Source organism: Halapricum hydrolyticum, assembly GCF_025517535.1.
Lineage (GTDB): Archaea > Halobacteriota > Halobacteria > Halobacteriales > Haloarculaceae > Halapricum > Halapricum hydrolyticum.
In genome coordinates this window covers 1-22,235 of the sequence record NZ_JAOPKC010000035.1, presented here as the reverse complement: position 1 = coordinate 22,235, position 22,235 = coordinate 1, and the positions used below count along the sequence as shown (strand labels likewise).

Annotated in this window: 17 protein-coding genes and 4 pseudogenes; 10 read left to right on the top strand and 11 right to left on the bottom strand. The window is 52.8% G+C overall.

The window, feature by feature from the left end; genetic code table 11:
* Positions 1-185 precede the first annotated feature (185 nt).
* Both OB916_RS16410 and OB916_RS16405 read left to right on the top strand, forming a co-directional pair.
* Positions 186-1,250 carry a glycosyltransferase family 4 protein gene (locus tag OB916_RS16410; RefSeq protein WP_315910379.1) on the top strand — a complete coding sequence of 355 codons (1,065 nt, stop codon included), beginning with the start codon at positions 186-188 and terminating at the stop codon, positions 1,248-1,250.
* A 191-nt stretch (positions 1,251-1,441) separates the two neighbouring features.
* On the top strand, positions 1,442-2,818 hold the full coding sequence (locus OB916_RS16405) for an ATP-binding protein (protein ID WP_315910378.1): 1,377 nt from the start codon (positions 1,442-1,444) through the stop codon (positions 2,816-2,818).
* A 57-nt stretch (positions 2,819-2,875) separates the two neighbouring features.
* Here the strand turns inward: OB916_RS16405 and OB916_RS16400 are convergent, their stop codons facing one another.
* A complete protein-coding gene (locus OB916_RS16400) occupies positions 2,876-3,127 on the bottom strand; it encodes an antitoxin VapB family protein (protein WP_315910377.1) in 252 nt (83 codons plus the stop codon).
* A gap of 190 nt (positions 3,128-3,317) precedes the next feature.
* Between OB916_RS16400 and OB916_RS16395 the strand changes: the two genes are divergently transcribed.
* Positions 3,318-3,572, top strand: coding sequence for an AbrB/MazE/SpoVT family DNA-binding domain-containing protein (locus OB916_RS16395; RefSeq protein ID WP_315910376.1), 255 nt, complete (start codon positions 3,318-3,320; stop codon positions 3,570-3,572).
* A 386-nt stretch (positions 3,573-3,958) separates the two neighbouring features.
* Here OB916_RS16395 and OB916_RS16390 read toward each other — a convergent pair whose 3' ends face one another.
* Positions 3,959-4,153, bottom strand: coding sequence for a hypothetical protein (locus OB916_RS16390; RefSeq protein ID WP_315910375.1), 195 nt, complete (start codon positions 4,151-4,153; stop codon positions 3,959-3,961).
* Between the two features lie 78 nt (positions 4,154-4,231).
* Between OB916_RS16390 and OB916_RS16385 the strand changes: the two genes are divergently transcribed.
* On the top strand, positions 4,232-5,404 hold the full coding sequence (locus OB916_RS16385; protein WP_315910374.1) for an ISH3 family transposase: 1,173 nt from the start codon (positions 4,232-4,234) through the stop codon (positions 5,402-5,404).
* 292 nt (positions 5,405-5,696) lie between these two features.
* Here the strand turns inward: OB916_RS16385 and OB916_RS16380 are convergent, their stop codons facing one another.
* Entirely contained in the window at positions 5,697-7,034 is a 1,338-nt protein-coding gene (locus tag OB916_RS16380) for a sulfatase (protein ID WP_315910373.1), read from the bottom strand.
* 87 nt (positions 7,035-7,121) lie between these two features.
* Here OB916_RS16380 and OB916_RS16375 point away from each other — a divergent pair, with 87 nt between their 5' ends.
* Together OB916_RS16375 and OB916_RS16370 are read left to right on the top strand one after the other, a co-directional pair.
* Positions 7,122-8,195: a glycosyltransferase family 4 protein gene (locus tag OB916_RS16375; RefSeq protein WP_315910372.1), complete on the top strand. Its 1,074-nt coding sequence runs from the start codon at positions 7,122-7,124 to the stop codon at positions 8,193-8,195.
* A 31-nt stretch (positions 8,196-8,226) separates the two neighbouring features.
* Positions 8,227-9,477, top strand: coding sequence for an ArnT family glycosyltransferase (locus OB916_RS16370; RefSeq protein WP_315910371.1), 1,251 nt, complete (start codon positions 8,227-8,229; stop codon positions 9,475-9,477).
* A gap of 112 nt (positions 9,478-9,589) precedes the next feature.
* Here OB916_RS16370 and OB916_RS16365 read toward each other — a convergent pair whose 3' ends face one another.
* The 3 genes from OB916_RS16365 to OB916_RS16355 form a co-directional block, all read right to left on the bottom strand.
* The gene (locus tag OB916_RS16365; protein WP_315910370.1) at positions 9,590-10,114 is read right to left on the bottom strand and encodes a hypothetical protein; all 525 of its coding nucleotides are present in this window, start codon (positions 10,112-10,114) and stop codon (positions 9,590-9,592) included.
* A gap of 144 nt (positions 10,115-10,258) precedes the next feature.
* Positions 10,259-11,236 carry a glycosyltransferase family 2 protein gene (locus tag OB916_RS16360; RefSeq protein WP_315910369.1) on the bottom strand — a complete coding sequence of 326 codons (978 nt, stop codon included), beginning with the start codon at positions 11,234-11,236 and terminating at the stop codon, positions 10,259-10,261.
* Positions 11,237-11,238: 2 nt separating this feature from the next.
* Positions 11,239-12,003 (bottom strand): hypothetical protein, encoded by a 765-nt coding sequence (locus OB916_RS16355; protein WP_315910368.1) that lies wholly within the window; start codon positions 12,001-12,003, stop codon positions 11,239-11,241.
* Between the two features lie 760 nt (positions 12,004-12,763).
* On the opposite strand from OB916_RS16355, the pseudogene OB916_RS17060 reads away from it, so the two are divergent.
* Positions 12,764-12,913, top strand: a pseudogene (locus OB916_RS17060) (antibiotic acetyltransferase); the annotation flags it as partial.
* 477 nt (positions 12,914-13,390) lie between these two features.
* Positions 13,391-15,067, top strand: a complete 1,677-nt coding sequence (locus OB916_RS16345; RefSeq protein ID WP_315910366.1) for a hypothetical protein — start codon at positions 13,391-13,393, stop codon at positions 15,065-15,067.
* A gap of 212 nt (positions 15,068-15,279) precedes the next feature.
* Here OB916_RS16345 and OB916_RS16340 read toward each other — a convergent pair.
* Together OB916_RS16340 and OB916_RS16335 are read right to left on the bottom strand one after the other, a co-directional pair.
* Positions 15,280-16,162, bottom strand: a protein-coding gene (locus tag OB916_RS16340) for an IS1595 family transposase (protein ID WP_315910365.1) whose coding sequence is annotated in 2 segments (ribosomal slippage) — positions 15,280-15,700 and positions 15,699-16,162 — 885 coding nt in all. Because the reading frame shifts where the segments join, the coding sequence is not laid out codon by codon here.
* Between the two features lie 64 nt (positions 16,163-16,226).
* Complete coding sequence (locus OB916_RS16335; RefSeq protein WP_315910364.1) at positions 16,227-17,327, bottom strand: polysaccharide pyruvyl transferase family protein; 1,101 nt, start codon at positions 17,325-17,327, stop codon at positions 16,227-16,229.
* A gap of 93 nt (positions 17,328-17,420) precedes the next feature.
* Here OB916_RS16335 and OB916_RS17130 point away from each other — a divergent pair.
* Positions 17,421-17,750, top strand: a pseudogene (locus OB916_RS17130) (IS6 family transposase); the annotation flags it as partial.
* 22 nt (positions 17,751-17,772) lie between these two features.
* Here OB916_RS17130 and OB916_RS16330 read toward each other — a convergent pair.
* Both OB916_RS16330 and OB916_RS16325 read right to left on the bottom strand, forming a co-directional pair.
* Positions 17,773-18,801 carry an N-acetylneuraminate synthase family protein gene (locus tag OB916_RS16330; protein ID WP_315910363.1) on the bottom strand — a complete coding sequence of 343 codons (1,029 nt, stop codon included), beginning with the start codon at positions 18,799-18,801 and terminating at the stop codon, positions 17,773-17,775.
* 34 nt (positions 18,802-18,835) lie between these two features.
* Positions 18,836-20,473: a cytidylyltransferase domain-containing protein gene (locus tag OB916_RS16325; protein WP_315910362.1), complete on the bottom strand. Its 1,638-nt coding sequence runs from the start codon at positions 20,471-20,473 to the stop codon at positions 18,836-18,838.
* Positions 20,474-20,658: 185 nt separating this feature from the next.
* On the opposite strand from OB916_RS16325, the pseudogene OB916_RS16320 reads away from it, so the two are divergent.
* Positions 20,659-21,958, top strand: a pseudogene (locus OB916_RS16320) (IS4 family transposase).
* 111 nt (positions 21,959-22,069) lie between these two features.
* Here OB916_RS16320 and OB916_RS16315 read toward each other — a convergent pair.
* A pseudogene (locus OB916_RS16315) lies at positions 22,070-22,235 on the bottom strand (IS1595 family transposase); the annotation flags it as partial.

The following is a 22,235-nucleotide window of genomic DNA, read 5'->3' as shown; positions in this document are numbered from 1 at the left end:
AAACGACAAGTCTATCCACGCGATACTCTCGCTGAGGCGGTCGATTTCTGCCATAGACACTCAGAACTCGTCCGCCTCATCCTCTAACTTAACGCGACCTACGCCAGCGACACGGATCGAGGAACTGTGCATCCATTGTCCTTGATCCGGCACGTTCTTAGTTGGGGCACTGAAATCCGGCGTATATGCGCATTCTTCGGGTCGCCCAGAAAGTGTATCCCGAGGTCCCCGGCGGCGGGACCTACCACGTCCACGCGATGAGTCGCGATCAGGCCGCGATGGGTCACGAGGTGACTGTGCTGACGATCCGTCGCGACCCCGACCGGCCGTCGATCGAGCAGCGAGACGGATACACCGTGGTTCGGTTCGATCCCGTCGCCGCGCCGCTTGGCAACGACGTCAGCCCCGGCGTGGCGCAGTTTCTCGCCCGGGCGTCGGAGTTCGACGTGGTTCACGCTCACTCGCACCTGTACTTCTCGACGAATCTCGCGGCGCTGCGGCGGCGCGTGGGGGACACGCCGCTGGCGATCACCAATCACGGGCTGTATTCGCAGAACGCGCCCGAATGGGTGTTCGATCTGTACCTCCGGACGATCGGGCGGTGGACGTTCAATCGGGCTGATACAATCTTCTGTTACACTGACGAGGATCGCGATCGAGTGCAGGAGTTCGGGGTCGACTCGCGGATCGAGGCCGTCCACAACGGGATCGACACCGAGCGATTCCGGCCCGACGGGCCCGAGAGCGACCGGATCGACCACGACGGGCCAGTGGTGTTGTTCGTCGGGCGGCTGGTCGAGGGCAAGCGGCCCGGCGACGCGGTGGCAGCGGTCTCGCAACTGGCCGAGACGCGGAACGCGAAGCTGTACGTGGCCGGCGAGGGACCGCTGCGCTCGGAGCTGGCCGCGGACCACGTCGAGTTCCTCGGACAGCTCCCTTACGAGGCGATGCCGGCGGTGTACCGGGCCGCGGACGCGCTCGTCTTGCCCAGTCGTGCCGAGGGGTTACCCCGGACGGTGCTGGAGGCGATGGCGTCGGGTGTGCCGGTCGTCGTGAGCGATCTGGAGCAGGTCGCGCCCGTGGTCGGCGACGGCGGCGTGACCGTGCCCGTCGGGGACGTCGACGGCTTCGTGGCGGGGCTCGAGACGGTGCTCGATGGTGGCGTCGGGGATCCGCGGGCGCAGGTCGCGGGCCAGTTCGACTGGGCGGAGACCGTCGAGCGGACGACTGCAGTGCTGGAAGAGTTGTAGGTTGTGGGTGTCGTCGCACCGATAGGGCCATCGTTAGAGCTGGTGTGTCGTTCGTGGTGTTGATCATCGCTGCTATCGTGACGACAGAAAGAAATCGTGATTTCCGAAATCGTAGTTTCCGAAATTGCGAATTCAGAAATCGTCATTTCCAAAAGCGGTAGTTCTATGTGACCGGATCGATTGCTAGCGGTATGGCGCACTTCGTCGATCGAGACGCCGAGCTCGATCACCTCACGGACTGCTACGATTCCGAGCGGGCCGAGTTCGTCGTCATATACGGCCGTCGTCGTCTCGGCAAAAGCGAACTCGTCCGTCGGTCCATTGCCGATCGGGACGACGCGGTCTACTACCAGGCGGTCGAATCCACGGCACAAAACCAGCTCGAGCAGTTCGTCGACACCGCCGCCACACAGTTCCCCGCGCTACAGAACGTCCGCCGCGACTGGGAAGCGCTGCTCGAAGCACTCGGCGAGCGGGACGCGATCGTCGTCATCGACGAGTTCCCGTTCCTCATCCAGGACGACGACTCCCTTCCCTCCCGCATACAGCGCGTCTGGGACCTGACGTTACAGGACACGGCAATGACGCTCGTGCTCGTCGGTTCGTCGATCAGCGTCATGGAAGAGAAGGTCCTGTCCGGCAGCGCTCCGCTGTACGGTCGGCGAACGGCGACGATCGACCTCAAGCCGCTCTCGGTCTCCGACGCGCGCCAGTTCTTCCCGGCATATGATCCCGAGACGTCGATCACGGCGTGGTCGATCTACGGCGGGACACCGTATTATCTGCAGACGATCGATCCGGCCGAGCCGCTGGGTGCGAACGTCCAGGCATCGATACTCTCGGAACGCGGACTCCTGTATTCCGAACCCGAGTTCCTGCTTCGAACCGAACTCCGACAGCCGAACACGTATTTCAGTATCCTTCGCGCGCTCGCCCACGGGCGTCGCACCCCCAACGAGATCGCGGGCATGGCCGGCGTCGAGTCGGGATCACTCAGTACCTACCTCCAGAAGCTTCGTCGCCTCCGCCTCGTCGAGCGTCACATCCCCGTCACGGAATCGTCGACGACCTCGAAACGGGGCCGGTATCGGATCGCAGCGCCGTTGTTCCGGTTCTGGTTCCGGTTCGTCTACGGCGATCAGGACCAACTTCAGCTGCTCGGTGACGACGCGTACGACGAACTCGTCGCGCCGGAGCTGGCGGATTACGTGAGCCCGCTATTCGAACGGCTCTGCCAGCGCGCGCTCCCCGATCTCGTCGATCGGCAGTTCCGCGACGTCGGACAGTGGTGGTTCCGGGAACACGAACTCGACATCCTCGGGCTCGCGGACGAGGGGCTCGTCGCCGGCGAGTGCAAGTTCACGTCCCGGCCGGTCAGTGAAGGCGTCCTCGCGGACCTCGAACGAACCGCGTCCGACGTCCGATGGTCCGCCGAGCCAGCGGACGGGGACACGCTGTACGTGCTGTTTAGCCGCTCGGGCTACACGGCCGACCTCGAACGCGCTGCCAAGGCGCGCGACGATGTTCAGTTGTTTGGCCTGTCGGATCTGTTCGAGACCGGTTTCTAGCTGCTCGTGCGTCTGCTCGTTTCGTGTCCGGACAGAAACGCGATGTCGAGGCGACGTTCAGGCGTCGGTATCGTCGGTTTCCTGGCGTACCCGGTCGAAGTGGTTGCTGATACGATCCGGCATCGACTCGAACTCGTCGTCGCTCACACGCTCGGCGGTCTCGGCGTCGAAGATCCCCTGCCCGGCGACGTCCGCGATCTGGCCCCTGCGGTCGAGTGCCGTCTCGATCACCTCGCTGAAGCTCCGGTCGCCTTTCTCTCGTTTGAGGCGACGGTAGACGTCGTCGCTGATCTCGATGGTCTTGGTCATATGTCATATACCGGCATCCACACCCAAAAAATACGCTGCTGGGTGGCCTCGGCTATGTGTCGGGTTGGAGCGTCTGTTCTGCTGGGCAGGATGTTTTCGCTGGTGCGTCGAACGCGACTGGATGGGCTGTCTGGGACGGTTCGCGATTTCGCGGGACGTTTTTGTTTCGGTCGCGCGTAAAGCAGAGACGATGAGCAGGACAGCCACAGTCGACGAGCGTGGCCGGCTCACCATCCCACGCGAGATCCGCGAAGCGCACGGGGACAGATATCGGATCGTCGCACTCGACGACCGCGTCGAGTTGATCCCGCTCGGAGAGGACCCGATCGAAGGATTCCGTACTGCCGTCGGCGATGCCTTCGACGAGCCGTCGATCGCGGCAATCAAGCGGGAGGCACGCGATGCGGCTCGGGAAGACGCTATCGAGGACGGCACGGACGACTGAATCGCGATCGAAGCACAGTCGCCGGAGTGGACGGTATCGGGATCGACTTGACTGAGAATTCTCTGAAAGCCCCGACCGGCTCCAGTCCCGGGTGGTTCGAGACGCCTCCGGCGTCTCGGCATCACGAAAATCTCCGATTTTCGGTCGACCTTGCTGCGCTCCTCGCTTCGCTGCGGTGCTTGCTTCGGCCGGGTTCCCGGAGCCGGTCGCCCCTTTCAGTCCCGCCCTGGTGGCTTGTGTCACCGGCCGACAAGGATGGGACGTTCGGGATTCAGTACTTTGGACTTCGTGCGGACGAGGACAGCTGCGAATGGCTTGCTCATACTGCCGGCAGGATTCGACTCTTTGCTCGGGAGAGACGAACGCTTTGGCTTACCTGAATGGCGTCAGTCCTGCAGGTAGCCGAGGTCCTCCAGGCGGGCCTTGGCGTCGTCGGACATCGTGGTTTCGTCGTCCGGATCGGCCTGCTCGAAGAAGTCGAGCCACTCGTCGAGTCTGGTGTCGAGGTCAGCGCGATATCCTCGTGTGTGTCGAAGCGCTAGGGGAGTGTCTCGAAAACTGGACTCCGTAGCAGAGGTCAACAGTCGGTACTTCCCAACCGGCCTAAGCAGCGGAGCTGAAGCGTCGCTCTGATTGAGGAAGATGTCCGGTTCAGAAGTGTGCTTGAACTACCCGAACCGGACGGTGTTCTTTCGGCAGCAGACGTGAAAGATGTAGCGGCCGACGTGATTGGACAGCTCCCGATGGAAGGAATCGAGGGCTCGCCCCTCGATTCCGGTGATATCTGGCCGGTCGTCACAATGGCCAGCGTCAACCAGTCGTCCGTCTGGGATGTGACCTCCCAGACGGACGACACACCCTGCGACGATACCGTCATGGACTGGCTGCACACACTCCAGCGTGATCAGCTCGAAATGGCCACCAGCCTCCTGTTTCGTCACCTCGCCATGACGATTCTCGACCCTGACCGGTCGAGAATCGTCTCCATCGACTTCGTCGATAATCCGTACCACGGCTCTCCCGACGAGGACAGCGGTGAACTCTGTAAAACCACGCCAACCGACGGTACCACGACCTGTCACCGTTACTGCACCGCCTACGTTGTCTCGAACGGGAAGCCGGTGACGCTGGCACTGACATACGTCCGCAGCGACGAGAAGGAGGCCGACGCGGTCGAGCGCGTCCTCGACCGCGTCGGCACCTATCCCTTCGAAATCGACCTCTTGCTCGCTGATCGCGGCTTCTACAATGAACGGGTGATTCGTCGCGCACGCGACCTTGCAACGACTGTGATCCCTGTCCAAAAGAAGGGTGAGCGGATGAAAGACAAGCTCGCCACGCACTGCTCGTACATGACGACCTACCGCATGTACAAGGGAAGCGAGCGGGAACTGCGCTTCCCGCTCGCGGTCTCTGTCTCCTATCAGAACGGAGACCGAGGCAAGCACGGTGAGGTCGTTCGTGGGTACGTGGCGTGCGATCTCGGAGATCGCACGCCTACACAAGTCGAACGACGCTATCGGAAACGGTCGGCAATAGAGACGAGTTACCGGCTATTTCGCCAAGCACGAGCAACAACGACAACACAAGACCCGATCGTCCGGTTTGCGTTCGTGATCGTCAGCTTCCTGCTGGAGAACCTGTGGCTGGTGCTGCGATGGGCGGTCGTCGCCCGCCCACAGCGGGGCGGGCGCGACCTGCCCGAGCAGTTCACGTTCCAGACGTTCTGTGACTGGATTCGTCACGAACTGGAAGAAGAGTTAGAGCGGCGGTGGGAGATTGAGATGAACGGTGTCGGCGTCCCCGACGCGTACGCCTCGGCCGCGGGCTGACGGGCAGCCCGCGGCCTCGGGCCAGCTATGCGTCAGCAGCAGCACTCGTCAAAAACCGCTTCAACAACCGTTCTCGTCACTGTCTCTGTTCAATTCAGACCGATGCTTCGATTCAGCCAGCTACCGTTCCGAGATTGAACGGCTCACACCAACTCAACTCGGCTTCCGAATTCTCGATTGGGAAGTACCGACAGTCGCTAGGTCATCACTGGGAGTTCCCGGTGACGAGATACTGAAAACAGACGGGATCAGTGTGGCAACCCACTAAATTCTGTTCGAAGTAGCGTAGACCCTATTTATATCCAAGGGCTTTCAGACGTTCTTCGACACCCGCGTCCGTTTCGACGTCTGGGACGACGACGTTTTCCGAAGTCTCTTCAATTTGATTGAGACGTTCACGGAGACGGGTCTCGAATTCCTCGGCGACAGTAGTTTCCGTTTGCGACACATCCGTGGTCTCCCCAGGATCATTTTCGAGGTTATAGAGGAACCGTTCGTCCTCGACACCGTCGTAGAGGTATTTCCATCGGGTTGTCCTGAGGCCGATTCGGAGGTGTTTTTCACCCCGAACACGCTTCTCGGTGACGACGACTGGTTCCTCGTCGCGTTTCTTTCCTCGGACAAGGGGCAGAAGCGATTTGCCAGCGAGTCGCTCGCGATGCTGTGTCGGTATCTCCGCGTCGACGGCGTCGATGATCGTCGGAAGAATGTCTATACAGCGTACTAGATCGTCGACGGTCTCACCGCGAGGGATGTCCGATCCAGATGGAGGCCGTATAACGAGTGGGACGTGTGTCAGTTCGTCATATGGCAGATTCCCGTGTCCGTAGCGACCGTGTTCGTAGAACTCGTCGCCGTGATCTGCCGTGAGTACGACGAACGTATCGTCGAGATGGCCCCGCTCGTCGAGTTCTCCGAGAAGATTACCGATTTCGCTGTCGAGATACTCGACTTCGCGACGGTAGTTCTCTCGGAGTTCCTCGTGTTCGGCTTCCGTAATGGAATCCGGATCCCGAACAGCTGCTTTCCGCCAGAGCCACTCCGCTCTGAACTTGTTCCGATAGCTGAAATTATCTCCTCCAAGGTATGGCCCATGGACATCCATATACTGCGTCCACAGGAACCACGGGGTATCCGCGTCGTCGACGAACGACAGTATGTCGGTGTTGACCTCTTCTGCAGGCGTGTAAGGGGTGCGGCTAAGGATTCTGGACGCGCGGCTGGCAAGGCGGAGGAGCTTATCTGGGAGGCCTTCAAGCCCTTCGTCAGGTTCGAAGGCGACGACATCCTCGGCAAAGTGATCGAATCCTCGGTCGAAGTTGCGGCGTGCAGAAACGTATGGATTCGAATGGATCGCCCCGGTATAGTACCCGCCGTCCCGGAAAACCTGGGCGAACGTGCGCTGATCGTCGTCAAGATACCAGTGACCACCGTAATCCAGCGGATGTCGTCCGGTGAGAATCGCCGTCATTGACGGCGCAGTACTGATACCCTGTGCGAAGCAATTCTGAAAGTGTACACCTTCGTCAAGCAACCGATCGATCGTGGGTGTCGCTGACTCCCAGTTGCCCGTGGCCACGTCGTACCGAAGAGAGTCAACGACGAGGAAGAGAACGTTGGGCTTGCTCATAGGAAATGCCTCAGGGGCCACTCGTAAAGATGTTCAGTTTTCCGTGCGAGTCACTATGCTTTTCTTGAGCGGGCTTGAATTGCAGCCGTGGCTAGTACCGATCGGATCAATCTGACATATCTCATCACGGGGCTCCAGTATGGCGGAGCCAATATCGGAATGGTACGGCTCCTCTCTGGTCTTGATCCAGAAGAATACGACATCACCGTTATTGCTGTCGTAGAGACATCTGACGATGTCGTCGATTTGTTGCCGGACCACGTCACAGTCCATCGTCTAAATATCCCCGAAGTCACTGAGTCGTATCGAGTTCTGAAGCTTGTTCCCCTGCTTCGTGGGACTGACGTACTCGTCTGTTCGCTGTTTCACGCAAGTGTCGTTGGTGTCCCGCTCGCTCGATTGTTGGGGGTTCCTCAGGTGCTAGTCTGGCAGCACAATACACAACCGGCTAACAGCCTTCGATATAGTGGTTTTCACGGTATTTATCGTCTTGCTGATCGAGTGCTTGCGGACTCGAACAGAGTTGAGTCGTTTGTGCGCTCAGAATACCGGATACCGACATCCAAGATATCAGTCTTGCCTATCGCAGGCGTGGACACCGAAACATACTGCCCTGCGGATCCTGAAACAGACGCTGACCACATATCTGTCGGGACCGTAGGAAGATTGACCCCTGAGAAGGGATTCGACGATTTATTTCGCTGTGCACGTCAGCTCGGTCCCGAATACCAGTTCTATATCGCAGGGGACGGCCCAAAGCGGGAATGGATGGAGACACACACACCCAAAAATGTGACTCTGTGCGGAACAGTTCCAAATGAAGATATTCCTCAGTTCCTGAATCGACACGATATTTATTTTCAGCCATCCAAGCGGGAAGGGCTCTGCATGACCGTCATCGAGGCCATGTCGTGTGGCCTCCCTGTCGTCGGGAGTAGTGTCGGCGGAATTCCAGAATCGGTTGTCCCGGAGACGACTGGCTATCTCTGTGAGCCGGAAGATATCGATTGCTTCGCAGACCGATTGGCGGAGCTCGGATCGGATCCTAAGCTTCGACAGCAGATGGGAGCAGCCGGACGTGAACGTGTTATCGATCGATACTCACAATCCGTATTGGTCGAGAAATTCGAACAGGTCGTTCGAGGGGCTGAGACGCAATGACTATAAGGCCGTTTGCCGGGGGTGTATCGGGATGATCATTGCCACGCTTATCTTCCTCCCGATACTTACAGGGGTTCTCTCTACCTATCTGTATCGGCGGGCGGTCCCTCGATCGGTCTGGATACTGTCGTTCGGGGCGTTTGCAGTGCGAGTTGGGTACGTGCTGTTCGATCGAGTGTTTGGAGTCTATGCTGGCGGGGGTGATCAAGCAGGCTATGATACAACGTTCTGGTTCGTCGCACAGCAGTGGCGATCTGGTGTACTGTTTGCCCCACTACAGTATGGTTTAAGTCCCGGAAATACTGGGGACTATATGCTTCTGTATTCGTCGGTTTTCTCTCCTGCATATGCAGTCTTCGGTCATATAGTTACGCTTCCACGACTGCAAATGGCTCTCGTCGGAACACTTGTGGTGGTCAACGTCTACTGTATCGGACGGGTACTCGCTAGCCACCGGGTTGGCTTCGCTGCCGGGGCAATTGCCGCTGTGTTCCCTTACTGGATCGTACTGAGCGGGATCATCTATCGGGATATGTTTGTCGTGTTCCTGTTTTCGATGATGGCGTACTACTTCGTCCGGTGGCAATCCGGCGAACAGACGACAAAACTCCTCGCGTTACTATTCTTGTTCACCGGTCTGGCACTGAGTATGCGACTACAGAACCTGATTGCCGTCGGTGCTATGTTCGCCGTCGCGGCGTTCCTGATCGTCGGCACAAATATTCGCGGTTACGTTCTGACGGTCGTGACTAGTCTCGTGGCGGCTGCAGCGATGTATTCTCGATTTGGAAGCGAGTTAGTGCTTGACGAGTTGGCAGGTCGGAGGCGATGGCTTGCTCGTCCAAATCCCGGCGCATACTTGCCCGGGTTCGCCTACGAGTCTTTGTACGAATTTATTGTTTTCGCGCCAATCGGTGCGCTTCACTTCGCTCTTGTTCCCTTTCCCTGGCACGTGGTCGATTTTATGTCTCAAATCGCGTTCCTGCAAAATCTGTTCATCTGGTATCCGGTTATTGTCCTTTCGGTTATCGGGTTCAGCGATTGCTTGTCCACCCCGTCAGGCAGAAAAATCGTGTTGCCGTTGATGGCGTTCAGTCTCGCGGGAATCTTCGGCTATGGGATCGTCGAAGGGAATGTTGGACCTGCAAATCGACATCGCGCCCAGTTCCAGTTCGTGTTCTTTGTGCTTGCGGGAGTCGCACTCTCGAAGCGAGTTCGGATTTCAGCATTTTCCGAAGATGCGTCTCAAACCGAGACCTCCCTGGGTACTGACCATACGTGACAGCTACCGAATCGATACTTGCTACTGCGCAGCGTTATCAAGGGCACTCCTGTCAAGATAATCGTTGGCACTGCGTAGTATCCTAACGCGATCACCAACGCGACTATAAAATCTACTCTTGATATCCAAGATTCCGGAGCCGCTCAGTGACAATATCCGATTCGATATCAGTCATCTCATCGCTACTTGAAGACGCAACCACCTGACGTCGATCCTCTGATTTAGATTCCAGCCACGGAACACGGACGACTGGATCGTCGTATAGGCCTCGAGGATGACCCCATTCCTGTATCGGAATCGGCGATGCCCGTTCCCCAACGTAGTTCCCGTGATCCGCTGTGACGACGGTCTTACCCGAGATCCCATCAAGCAATTCTTCGACGTGTTCGAGTACGTATTCGAGGTTCTCCGTATATATCGACCAGAGTTCCTCACGTGAGACATCGAGTTCGCCTTTGAACTTCTGATTCCACACATTCTCGCCTGATGGTCCGCCACCCTCCCCGTCGATCTGCTGGAGATGCTCCTTATCGAAGTCCGTCTCTGCAGGGACGAACGGGTAATGCGGTTGCATATAATGGACGACAAGACGCTTGTGAGGGAACTGTTCGGCGGCTTCCAGTGCGGCCTCAGTCATCGTTTCAGCACGGACTGTCCCTGTCTTATCGTCCCAGCCCTCATCGAGCCAGACGTTGATCGTCTCGTGGAGCTGGATATCTCACTGGTCGCGGGTCTCCTCACGCTGAGGGTTAGCCGTCACGTAGACTGTATCGCAGAGATTCTATGGTTGTAATCCAGGTATATCAGCAGATGTTATGGATATTTCTGAACAGTTTGATCGATATCGTGCGATCGTGCGTTCCAGTCCAATAGTGCTACTGATAATAGCTGGATGAGTATAGCTCAGAGAAAGCAAGATCATTCTTCGAACAGTAATGTCTGAAAGGGAGGTTCGAAGGTACTCCCTTGCTTGTTTTAGGCTGCCATCTCCCAAATAAGATCTACCAATCTCCTCGTTAACAGAGGCTTGGGCTTGCTCCCATACGCCTGCATTTCGGATCAGACTTTCATGCTTTTGTAGAATTTTCTTCTTATCCCGTTCAAGTGAGTGGGTGGAACTCGACATACTCTCGTGGACTGTCCTGAAACAGAGGTAGTTCTCAACAGCAGCGATATCCCATTCTTGACAGAGTCGAAGGTAGAAATCCCAATCCTGCTTAGTCGGGAGCGATTCATCGAAGGTTCCGATATCGTCAAAGCATTCCCGACGTACGAGCACTCGAGATGGCGTCCCAATTTGATTGCCAATAAGCATCGATTCCGAACAGTCACCGCTGGGAGCGTCTGTCTCACAGTGGACTACTTCATTGTCTGGTGTGAGTGCGACAACGAGGCACGTTGCCAACCCAGCGTTTTTGTTTTCATCAAGAGTAGACACCTGGCGAGCGATTTTCGTCCAATGCCAGCGATCGTCATCATCGAGGAACGCAACGTATTCGCCATTCGCGTTTCGGATTCCCGTGTTCCGGGCTGCAGAAAGTCCCTTATTTTCGTCGTGGCGAATACACGTTACAGACTCAGGGAACTCGGCTACAATCTCGTCCGCATAGAATTCTGAAGATCCGTCATCGACAACTATCACCTCAATATTGTCGTATGTCTGCCCGAGCGCTGTTTGGATAGCCCCTCGAAGGTACTCCGGCCTCTCATACGTGGGGATGACGACGCTAACCAGCGTTTTAGATCTATCTTTGGTCATAGTTACTTGTATCCAAGATCCGCAAGGCGTTGTGATACTGCTTCCTGATGGTCAGTATCTGCTGACGATCGGTCCCCAGCGACGACTTCCTTTCTCGTGCCCGTATTCGTGACAAGCCACGGGACTTCAGTAAGAGCAGGCATACGAATCTCGGGCGGATGGCCGTAGATCTTAACCGGAACCGGCCAGGCCCGCTCGCCAAGCGCATTGCCGTGATCAGACGTCACAACTGTGTATTCTTGGAACGTCTCAAGAAGTCGTTCGATGTGGGGAAGCGTAAGGTCGAGATTCTCTCTGTAGGCCTTCCAGACTAACTCGACTGATGCCGAACCCTCGTACAGCTGCTCCCAGGTCGACAGTTGGTCGCGTCGGGCTTCATTGTCAGTTGCCAACCGCTTGGAAAGTTCCATCCCGGAATGCGAATTCAATTCTTGCTGGCCGATATCGCCAATAAATGGATAATGTGGCTGGATGAAGTGAGAGATTAGCCGCTTGTTCGGATATGATTCGTAGGCTTCGAGGGTTTCTTCGGCCATTATCTCTGGCATAACCGTGTGCAGTTCGTCGTCCCAGTGATCTTCCCACACGTTGATGACCTCGAAAAACTCGTTTTCTAGGTGTACGTTCACTTGGGGATTTGCAGTGACATATACTGTATCGCTGAAGTCCCGACCTTTGAAGTTGTGTTGAAGAAATTCAGGGGTGTTCGAAGCCTTTGAGGTGCGTTTACTCAGCTTGCCAGAAAGGCTAGACTGCTCGGCAAACATATCATAGCGGCATGCATCAAGTATCAGAAGGTTGTCCCAGTCCTCGTCTGGGAGATGAACGCCTTCGTGTGGTAAATGACTGTGTACCCTACGTGCTACGTATGGAAACGCGACTTTCCGCCACCAGAATCTGTTATTCCAATGCTCGATCCCTTTCTTTAGTGCGTTTATCATAGCGAGAGACTGTGTACAACCGAAAATCTTCTCTACGACCAATTTATATCTGCCGTTTTAGTACCGATACACGCGCTTATCCAAATTTAATATATTGTATATTTTATATTTATTCATATATATTAAAATGAGTTACTTGTGAGATTCCAGTAATGTCGATAGGGAATCGCTTATTACTTTAGCTGGATTCTAATGTACTATGTGGTCCAAGCTCAGAAAAGGAATAAAGTATCCTACTCAGATATTGATCAAGTCTGATGATGTTTTAGGCCGAGTTAGAGCCAAAGTCGAATATGAAAAGAATTCACAAATATCACCATTAGCAAAGATTAGGAATCCAGAAATGGTCGAGATAGGGACCCATTCAAAAATATTCCCACTTACAGTATTAAAACCGAAAGATAGTGGGATAGTAATAGGAGACCACTGTACAATTCATGAATTTGGATTTTTGGCAGGGAATATATCAATTGGAGATAATGTACGAGTGGCACAGAAAGTCAGTATGCATTCATTTGACCATAATATAGACCGGACTCAGGAAATTAGAAAGCAGTCTCTAAATAAAGGAGAAGTAATAATCCAAGATGATGTCTGGATCGGGTGTGATGTCACGATTCTCAAAGATGTTGAAATAGGAGAAGGAGCAGTAATCGGAGCCGGTTCAGTAGTGACAGATGATGTTGAGCCATATACAATTGTTGCAGGGAATCCTGCTAGTCAGATTGGTATACGTGATTAACAGGAGATAGTTTGTAAAGAGCGTGACGTCATAACTACACTCAGTATCTCACAAAGCCCGTTAGTTGAGAGGTCTGCTTACTAAAGTGTGACCAAACACAAGCAGCAAGCAGACGGTGAAATCCACGAGGACCAGGACCTTACGTTCTGGTCAAGCTGTAGTCCTGTTTAGACTTTACCTCCGAGGGTGACTCCATGACATACTTCACGCTCCAGGGGCTTTAGCGGGATTCTCATGGAGTCACCCTCGGACGGTGAGTGTAATTTCGATCGGGGACCCTCTCATCTCAATACCAGAGCAGTTCCCTTCCTGTGACATATCAACTGCTACTTCGTTGCGGAGATCGCGAACCTGATTCTAAACGATGCTGCTGCGCGACCAATGTTTTAGACCATCCTTGATCGCATACATCATAGTAGAGAGCCGATCACAATCGAACCATTCTTTACCATTGGTATATATCCACCGCTTGTGTCTGGCAAGACGTTACATCTCGTCTTTACGGAGTCTGATCGTCCGGATACTGGTGGTGACGAAGTATTCGAGATATCTGAGGATCTATCAGAGGAAAACGACTGGTTCGCACGCCTCTCAGAACTCACCACGTCGCAAGAAGGTATTTTTTCGTATGAGATATTCCTGTCACATTTAGTTCACTATGGGAACTTACTCACATATACACAATTATATTCGGAACTCAGTAAACGAATCGAGCGTGAAAACATCACACATCTCGCCAGTCACGGGCTTGAAAAAGGGTATCGACTTGTCGCTGAAGACCTTGCTGAAGAATACGACATCACGGTCGAACACCAACAGCAGGATCAGCGCACCTTACTCCCTACATCAAAGATTCTCTTTCGATTTTCTGTACTGCTCCTGTTCGTAGATCAGATCCTATCCATACTCAAGGAACAACTACTCTCCTCTACTTCTGTATCACAAAATCGACCGCTTTTCTTGCCATACCCTGGCCGTTACAAAAGTATGCTCCCGATCATTCGGCAAATGGAACATCCGTCTAATATCATTGTCACTCCCTTAACAATCAGTTGGCGGTTACTCAATCCCGTTTCAGACTGGCCAAAGGCACACACCACCAAGACATTGTCAGAATTCTCTGATCTCTCGACAATCAGAGCAGAACTGTCCGAACTATTTAGATTGCAAAAAGCGGTACTGACAGACAGCCTCGAGCTGAGTAAGAACGTCAACGAACAGTTAGAAGACGAATATGGCGTTCGGCTATCTCGAACGGTCGAGTATGTCTGCCGGGATACGCTACGTCGGGATATTAGTCTCGTCTTGTCTCTCTATTTAGTAGAGAACGCTGTCGAGCAAACAGAGCCTAGTTCGGTGATCGTTGGGGGAATGAATCCACGGGATAAATATATGCTTGAGATTGGTGAGAAAGCAAATGCAGATCTATTTTATATACCGCACTCGATCGCGTACAACAGAGAAATTATCCCCCAGATAACAGATACAACCCATTTTGTTGCAGGACAGGCTGACAAGCGAGTGATTCAGAATCAATATAAGGAAGAGCAACTCCCCGATATCCAGCCAATAGGACGACCATACCTAGATGTCTTGGCCGAATCAAGTAATGACCAATCCGAAAGAGGCGAAAAACAGAGAATCATTTTGGGAACTCAACCATACCCCGACTGGATGCGAGAGAGGTTCGTCAAAGAGGTTCTGGAAGTGATTGCTCAAATGGAGTACCGTGGAGATGTCTTAATAAAGATTCACCCATCAGAGTCTATAGAATACTACGATAATATAATTGGTCGTGAGATCGACACTTTTGATATCCAGATTAGGCAAGGCGATATCTCTTCATACATCTCTCGAGATACTACTTTAATAACTATAAATTCGAATGTTGGTATTGAGTCGATCATTGCTGGGGCCTATTGTATTTCCTATAATCCCTTTGAGCCGTTCACCCACCCATCATCATATATTAACAGCGAAGATGTACCATACACAACGACACCTAAAGAGCTCCAGAAACAACTTGAAACAGTGGCGTCAACAGAGACACGTAAAAACCAGATTCAAAGTATAGAAGATTCATTCAATTTCGGAAACAGTGCGTGTCGGATAGCTAAAAGAATTCAAGAGAGGAGTCGGTCTAGTTGAGGAATTAAGAAGCGACTGGTCATGGAACCCGCAGACCTCCTCAGAGAACGCTTAGACGTGGAGAATCAAGATACTTGGCTCTGGTGAATCGCTGGACAGCGTCGGCTTCGACCGTTAGAACTAGGAAGATGAAGCGGGAAATCGCCGATGATCCATGTCGAAAATTTCCCGCTTCACGAGCAAAGTCGTTCAGTTAGCTAAAAATGCTGCGCTCATCCCGACACATTGTAACATAGCAGTTTCTCGAACCAATTTTCAGGTGAGTTGAGTTTCAGTGCAAGGAAGTTGAGATACTTCTGAAGATGGTGTTTCGAGACACCTCTGAACTTCGCTAGCCACTGGCGAAGGAAGCTGTGGCGGTTCTCGCAGGTGTTTGTATGGGCGTCGCCGATGACGTAGGTGTCGGAGTGGGTGACGGCCAGATGGCCGTCCACCCCCTCCTTCTCCTCGATGTCCTCGTAGATCGAATAGCCATCCGTGCAGAGAATGACACTACCGTCGCCGTACTCCGCGATGTCTTCGTCAGCGTCTTCCAAATCCTTGCAGACGAGAAATCGAACTCGTCCGTCGCTCCGACGGACGAGTGTCAGTACTGGTGGTTTGTCACCCTCGAAGTCTCCGCGTCCCTTTTTTGAGTCCGCGCTCGCGCGGACTCTCATCCTCGTTCTCACGTCCTTTCTCACCAGCAGTCACGTAGATCTCGTCGGCTTCACACACCTCGGAAAGCTCGAATTCGTCGATGTCACCGCTCGTTTCTTGCACTTGGTGAACAAAGTTGAGAACGGCTTCGTAATCACGGTCAAGATCACGAGCGATCTGAGCGGTCGGCTCAGATCGCATCTCCTTGACGGTGTAGAACATCTCTTCGAGTTCGAAGCGATGGTGGCCGAAGATCGTGTCGGTGAGGTCGTTAAAGTACGTTTCACAGGCTTTGCACCAGTACTGCTGAGCGTCTTTGCCTGTGGTTCCTCGCTTGACGACCTCGTTGCTTCCGCAGTGGACGCACGTCACCGTCTCGCCGAAGCGGGCGAGACGGAGACGTTCAAAGCACCGTTCACGTGATGGAAGGAAGACTTGAGCAGATTTCTCATCCATCGTTGACTGGTCATTGGTTCGCCAGCAAAATTGGTGTTACGAGTTATCGGGATGAGCGTATACACTATAATATAGGCGATATCAATGAAGTCATATTCTCATACGCATGCATTCTATTTTCATCAACAGATTCAAAATCAGAATATGCATTAGAGATGGAGTTCGATATACTTTCCATCACGTCACTAATAGGACGGTATATTCCTTGCCGAGCAGATACATCACCCGGTGTTTCTAAAGATTCGCTTACGCCAAATCCACGTCCGTCAATTTGAAGCAAAAATGAAGGAATGCCAGCAGCGAGAGCTGGTATATGTCCGTGAACCCGATAACCCACATGTAGATCTGCTTTTGAGTACCGATTTATATAATCTGCGCTCTGAGATGCGTCAAAGATTTTTATTCTATCGTTTTCTTTACCAATTTTACTAATATATTTATACAGTATGGCTGAGGTGTTGGCAGCCCACGTTGCTTTTTCCCAGGGATAGCCTATTATCGGGATATGTGCATTCTTGTGTTCTCCCCGATGAAAAGCACATGTAATTACTGACCCTGGGTATTTTTCTAATAGGTTCTGGATTAATATATAATATTGTATCATGTACTTGGTCGAGTTTTGTGGTGGTGAACTCACAATTATTTCGTTAATCTGGCTTGGCGGGTCAAAAACTCTAGATGGGGGAAATCCATCAGGATAGTACCACGCTGGACAGCCGGTAAGTTCTGCAGCAACCCCGTGTTTACGAAGTACGCGCACCGTAGGGATATCTCTTGCACCCAAATACGGTACTTGATCCTGTTCAGCTATACGCTGAAGCAACTTGGTTGATTCGACAGTAAATGTATACTTATCTTCATCTATACCCTTCCAGCCAGGCCCAAGAGGAACAACTGTAGTAGCATCAAGGAGATCCTTCATTGACGGATATACCCCGGGATAGAAATCCGGCTGATACCCTGGCCCCCCTGCAAGAAATGCGGCTTTCGTGTCTGAGATCTCATCCATGACTGAATTTGGTACGTTTTCACGTACAACATCTACCATTAACAGTTCTTCTTCATCGATACCACCGACATTAATGAGAAGGGATTTCGCAGCATCTCGAATCAAGAAATCTCCACTATTCTCTTTCGCACCATGTAAGAGAGCAAACTTTGCCATACCTACGCTGTTGCACTTCAAGTATTTATAACTGGGTGGGGTGATGGTGGTCGCGTTAAGTTGGAGGATGAGGCGTTCGATGTTCAAGTTCCTATGCCCAAAATAGAACGCCTCAACGAGAGTGTCGCGTGGATAGACTTGTCGTTTTGTGGAGCGCCGGCGGACACCCGAGTGGGCGATTGAAGTCGGCATCCAATGTCATCTGTCGGGGATATCATTACGGGATTCAAGTCAGTTTCTCTATGAATTGGGGTCCAACGGAGTTACGTGGCGATCCACGAGTGGGTACATAAGGCCGATCTACAGCCGATCTCGACGGTCAACGCAGATCAACTTGCGGTTGACAAGAAGATGATCCGCCTGCACGGCCAGGAGTTCTGGCTATACGGCGCTGTTGATCCCAAATCAACTCACACCAAACATAGCCCGATACCTAGGGGGAGAACTATATCAGTTCCCATGTCAATATATTATCTGCCTCTATTCGCTTTCGCGCTTCTCTATTTACGACTATATCGAGCATCATCGGCGAGATTCCAGTCCCTGGTCGTTTGATCGATAGTTGCTCTCGCGCGATCTCCTCGCCTTGCTCAATATCCGTCGCAGCGACGAGACTTCGACGAGCGTACTCTCTGCTATCCGTTTCTGCAGGGATTGGCTTCTTTTTCATCTCCCCTGTCGTAGCAATCATTCTATCGACATTTTTCCGAAACGTTCGAATGTCTTCTGGATCCATCGCGTGATAGTGGTCATTTCCTTCGAGGGACTTGTCAAGAGTAAAGTGCTTTTCGATAATCGCAGCCCCGTTGACCACCGAATTTAGCAGAGTAACCATTCCATCGTCAGGCGGGACGTGATCTGAGTAGCCAGCCGTATACTCGGGGTATACTGTATCCAAATGGTCGATCATCCCAAGATTGGCGTTTTCGGGGTCGGTAGGATACTGGAGAATACAGTGAAGCAAGCATATCTCCGGGTCCTGTACCTCATCTTCAATGACGCGTACCGCTTTGTCAATTTCGCCGATCGTGCTTGCCCCTGTCGACAGTAAGACCGGTTTTTCCTTTCGAGCGATTTGCCGAAGGAGTGGGTGATTAGTGATATCTGCGCTGGCGACCTTGTATGCAGGAACGAGGTCCTCTAGATACTCAACGGCGTGAAAATCGAAGGGTGTCGAAAGGAAGTCCACGTTATAGTTCTTGGCCGTCCACGTTGCTATCTCTTCGAACTCCGCAACACCAAAATCATCATACTGAGAGAACAGCTCGTACTGGGATTCAGTCGACTCCTCGCTCGTGTCCCAGTAAACGGGGGAGTGTTTCGACGCGAGTTGATCCGCTGAATACGATTGAAACTTCACTGCGTCGACGCCAGCAGTGGCTGCCTCCGACACCATTTCTTTTGCGGCGGAAAGCGGCGAAATGTCTCTCTGTTCAGCTATATCGAAGTAATTGACACCGATCTCAGCGATCAAATACGGTTGCGTTCGACCGTCAATATCTGTATTGTTAATCTGCATTGTTCTGGTTGAACATTATTTGTTTGATTCTCTCAACCCCGTTAGTAATGTCGTGACCTTCTAATGCTTCACGCATCGTTTCGCGTTTTTCTCTCTCTGTAACGTACTCTTCAACAGCAGTCCGCACGTTTTCTTCAGTCACATATTCTGCCTGCCCCAAAAAAAGTACTCCTCGAGAGATGTGCGCATACGGATGTTTCTGTTCGCGATGGTTCTGAGCAATCGAAATCACGGGAACATTTAATGATCCCGCCTCATACAACGTTCGACCATTTGACGTGATGAGCAGGTCGGCTTGTTCCATGTGCTCCGCCATAGACTGGACATTCTGGTTGATTTCGACACTAATATTGGGGGGATACGTTGCTGTGACCGAATCAAGCGACCCCTGATCAGTATATCCTAGTCCCAGAACTACATCAAGATGTAACTCGTGATCAAGATCGGACAGTGCGCGCAAGGTTTTAGCGGTAAGATTGTTCTCATCAGTCCCTCCAAAAGAAATCATAATCCGTTCGACCGATGGGATTGCAGTCCGTGGGTCTGCATACCGAAACTCATTTCTCAGGCAGAAGTATTTGAACCCAAAATAGTGGTTTTCCGGAGGATTAGAATGTTCATACAACGCGTTGATCACTGCATCAGCGTGATCGGTACCAGCTCCTAGATCTTCGAAATTGACAACGCGGGAGGTGTATTCTTTAAGAGATTTAATATATTCCGCAGAAGTGTCAAGAATATCATTGGCAACTACATCGGGTTGAGTCGAACGAACGTAGTCCAGAAATGACGGTTCATTCTCGAAAATTTGGTAATCATAATTGCTTTCTTCTAATTTCTCAATTGCTAGGTCTTCAGTCGCCTCAACCGCAAACAAGACATCATGCTCAAAGAGACGATCAGCAATCGTGATTCCTCGGTAAACGTGGCCTGTTCCTGCATTACCATTCCCTATCAAGCGATAAAGAACCTGTTTCCGCTGTAGTTGACTCTCCGCAAGAATCCAGTCTGCATATGTATCAATGTCAATTCCTTCATACATTCCAACTTCGTAAAATTCAGAGGAATCCCCAACTCGACGGCCTTGCCTCACTATGTGGTTTTCCGAGAGAAAAATTCCTATTTCCTGATATATCTCATCCATCTGTTGTCTGTTCTTCCTGTCGCTTGCCACCGGTTCATAACCGTTCTCTCCATCTCTCCAGTAGATATGGGTACTATCTCTGACAAAGACAACGCTGTCAGCGTTGCTATCTATCCCAGCTTCAATTCCCTCGTCAATTGAGTCTACCGAAACCAGCGGAGCCGTGGGTTGGAAACAGAGGACATAATGGAATTCGTGGTCCACTTCCTCAAAGGCATGTTCAATAACTGGCGCAAGGGGAATTTCGTCCGTCGCTAAGCGCGTCGGTCGATCAATGATAGTATCTACGCCGTATTGTCGTCCGATCTGTGCAATCTCTTGGCTATCAGTAGTCAAGGCAACATGATCGATCCAATTGGACTTCTTACTCTTTTTGATTGCATGGGCGACGAGGGGATCCTCTCCCAGCTGTCGCAAATTCTTCCTAGGTATTCCTTTCGATCCTTTTCTCGCAGGGATGACAGAGAGAACATTATACGCCATTACTGAAAAAGTTCACACCGCTTCGTAAACTCTCTTCGATTTTGATGAGACATGTCCATGGCTGAGGCTCCACTCTGTCGTTCACCCACTTGATTGAATACCCATCCGTATTCGGTTAAGAACTGAAACCGACAGACTACGTTACGATGATGAAGTTATCGCTGTCGGCCAAATAGGGAGAGGTTGTGAAACCCGAACTCTTCCCAGATATTGCACGACACCGACTGACTTCTCTCTTTCCAGCAGTCCGTATCGAAGACATCGCGCGTGAGCGTGATGTCGTCCAGCGTGACCGCAAGCTCGACATCACGATGTTCGTCTGGACGCTCATCGCGGGCTTCGCCGCTGGCGGCGAAGCACGCTCTATTGCCGCCTACCGACGCTCCTACAGCATCGCTACTGGCTATAATCTCTTCCCATCCAGCTTCTAAGACCGTTATGCCGACGGTATCGCTGATCTCCTCGGCGACCTCCTCAACAGCGAGGTCGAGGAGGTCGCTGTCCCTCACCACCTCGCACCAGCCTTCGACCGGTTCCGCGGCGTTATCGCTGTTGACGCCACTATCGTCCGGTTACATCGATTCCTCTCGGCCTTTCCAGCAACCCACAAGGGCCTCCGGCCTCTAACTCTATCTCGTTCATCACGTCACCGGACAGTCGGTGATCTCGGGAGATCACCGACGAACGTACCCACGAGAGCACACTCTTCAAAACCGGCTCGTGGATGCGTGGACGGCTCTTCCTGCTAGATCTCGGCTTTTTCAAATACCGTCGCTTCGCGCTTATCGACGAAAATGACGGCTTCTTCCCGAGTCGCCTCAAGCGGAGTGCGAATCCACTGATTACTGAGGAACTGGAGGAATGGCGCGGGCGCGCTATTCCATTGGTCGGCAAGCATGTCTTCGACATCGTTGGCGACCTTCATCAGAAGGAAATAGACGTGACGGTGGAGGTTTCGGCTGAACGGCTCCCTATGACGAGACGCAGTTGGTCACTCCTAAACAGTTTCGAGTCGTCGGCATCCGCGATGAGGACGCCGACGACTATCATCTCTACATCACGAATCTGCCGAGAAAGGAGTTCCTGCCGTCGGATCTAGCGACTCTGTATCGGTGTCGGTGGGAGGTAGAGACGCTGTTCCGTGAGCTGAAGACGCAGTACGAACTGGACGAATTCGCCACGAGTAACCCAGATGTCGTGAAAATTCTGTTGTACGCGGCGTTGCTGTCACCACTGGTGAGCCGTGATCTGCTGGATCTGGTCACTAAGCAAGCTGATAATGAGATCGTGTTCCCGCCGGAACGCTGGGCGGCGACCTTCCGGTCGCACGCCCAGCTTATCCTCCACGAACTCGGTGAGTACCTTGGCTACTCGCCACCGCCGCTGTTGGAGCGGCTGATTGAAGATGCACAGAAGATCCACCAGCAACGACCGATCTTACAAGAGACGCTCGCTACCGCTACGCAACCGAGGTGTGAGTCTTAGCTAAAGACGAATGGTCTTCAGTGATACCGTGATCAGAGAGAAGTCCGTGAATCTTGTTGGCGTACTCGGTGCGATTTTCGACTAACGCTCTTGTGTAGCACATTGTTGATTTCAGAGCGTCGCTTGGATGGCGCGTTTGAGCGCTTTTCGGCCCGGTTTTCGGTATAACTTCCGTCGCAGTTGAAACGCTCTGAGATACTGTGTCAGCTTGTCCTTTGAGACACCTCGGTGGGGCGAGAGCCACCGTCGCACCTGCGACGCGTGGCTCTCGCAGGTG

Coding starts and splice junctions, on each gene's coding strand:
- OB916_RS16380 (WP_315910373.1), bottom strand. CDS start 7,034: ATGAGCAAGCCCAACGTTCTCTTCCTCGTCGTTGACTCTCTTCGGTAC.
- OB916_RS16410 (WP_315910379.1), top strand. CDS start 186: ATGCGCATTCTTCGGGTCGCCCAGAAAGTGTATCCCGAGGTCCCCGGC.
- OB916_RS16325 (WP_315910362.1), bottom strand. CDS start 20,473: ATGGCGTATAATGTTCTCTCTGTCATCCCTGCGAGAAAAGGATCGAAA.
- OB916_RS16400 (WP_315910377.1), bottom strand. CDS start 3,127: ATGACCAAGACCATCGAGATCAGCGACGACGTCTACCGTCGCCTCAAA.
- OB916_RS16405 (WP_315910378.1), top strand. CDS start 1,442: ATGGCGCACTTCGTCGATCGAGACGCCGAGCTCGATCACCTCACGGAC.
- OB916_RS16355 (WP_315910368.1), bottom strand. CDS start 12,003: ATGTTTGCCGAGCAGTCTAGCCTTTCTGGCAAGCTGAGTAAACGCACC.
- OB916_RS16335 (WP_315910364.1), bottom strand. CDS start 17,327: ATGGCAAAGTTTGCTCTCTTACATGGTGCGAAAGAGAATAGTGGAGAT.
- OB916_RS16365 (WP_315910370.1), bottom strand. CDS start 10,114: ATGACTGAGGCCGCACTGGAAGCCGCCGAACAGTTCCCTCACAAGCGT.
- OB916_RS16370 (WP_315910371.1), top strand. CDS start 8,227: ATGATCATTGCCACGCTTATCTTCCTCCCGATACTTACAGGGGTTCTC.
- OB916_RS16395 (WP_315910376.1), top strand. CDS start 3,318: ATGAGCAGGACAGCCACAGTCGACGAGCGTGGCCGGCTCACCATCCCA.
- OB916_RS16360 (WP_315910369.1), bottom strand. CDS start 11,236: ATGACCAAAGATAGATCTAAAACGCTGGTTAGCGTCGTCATCCCCACG.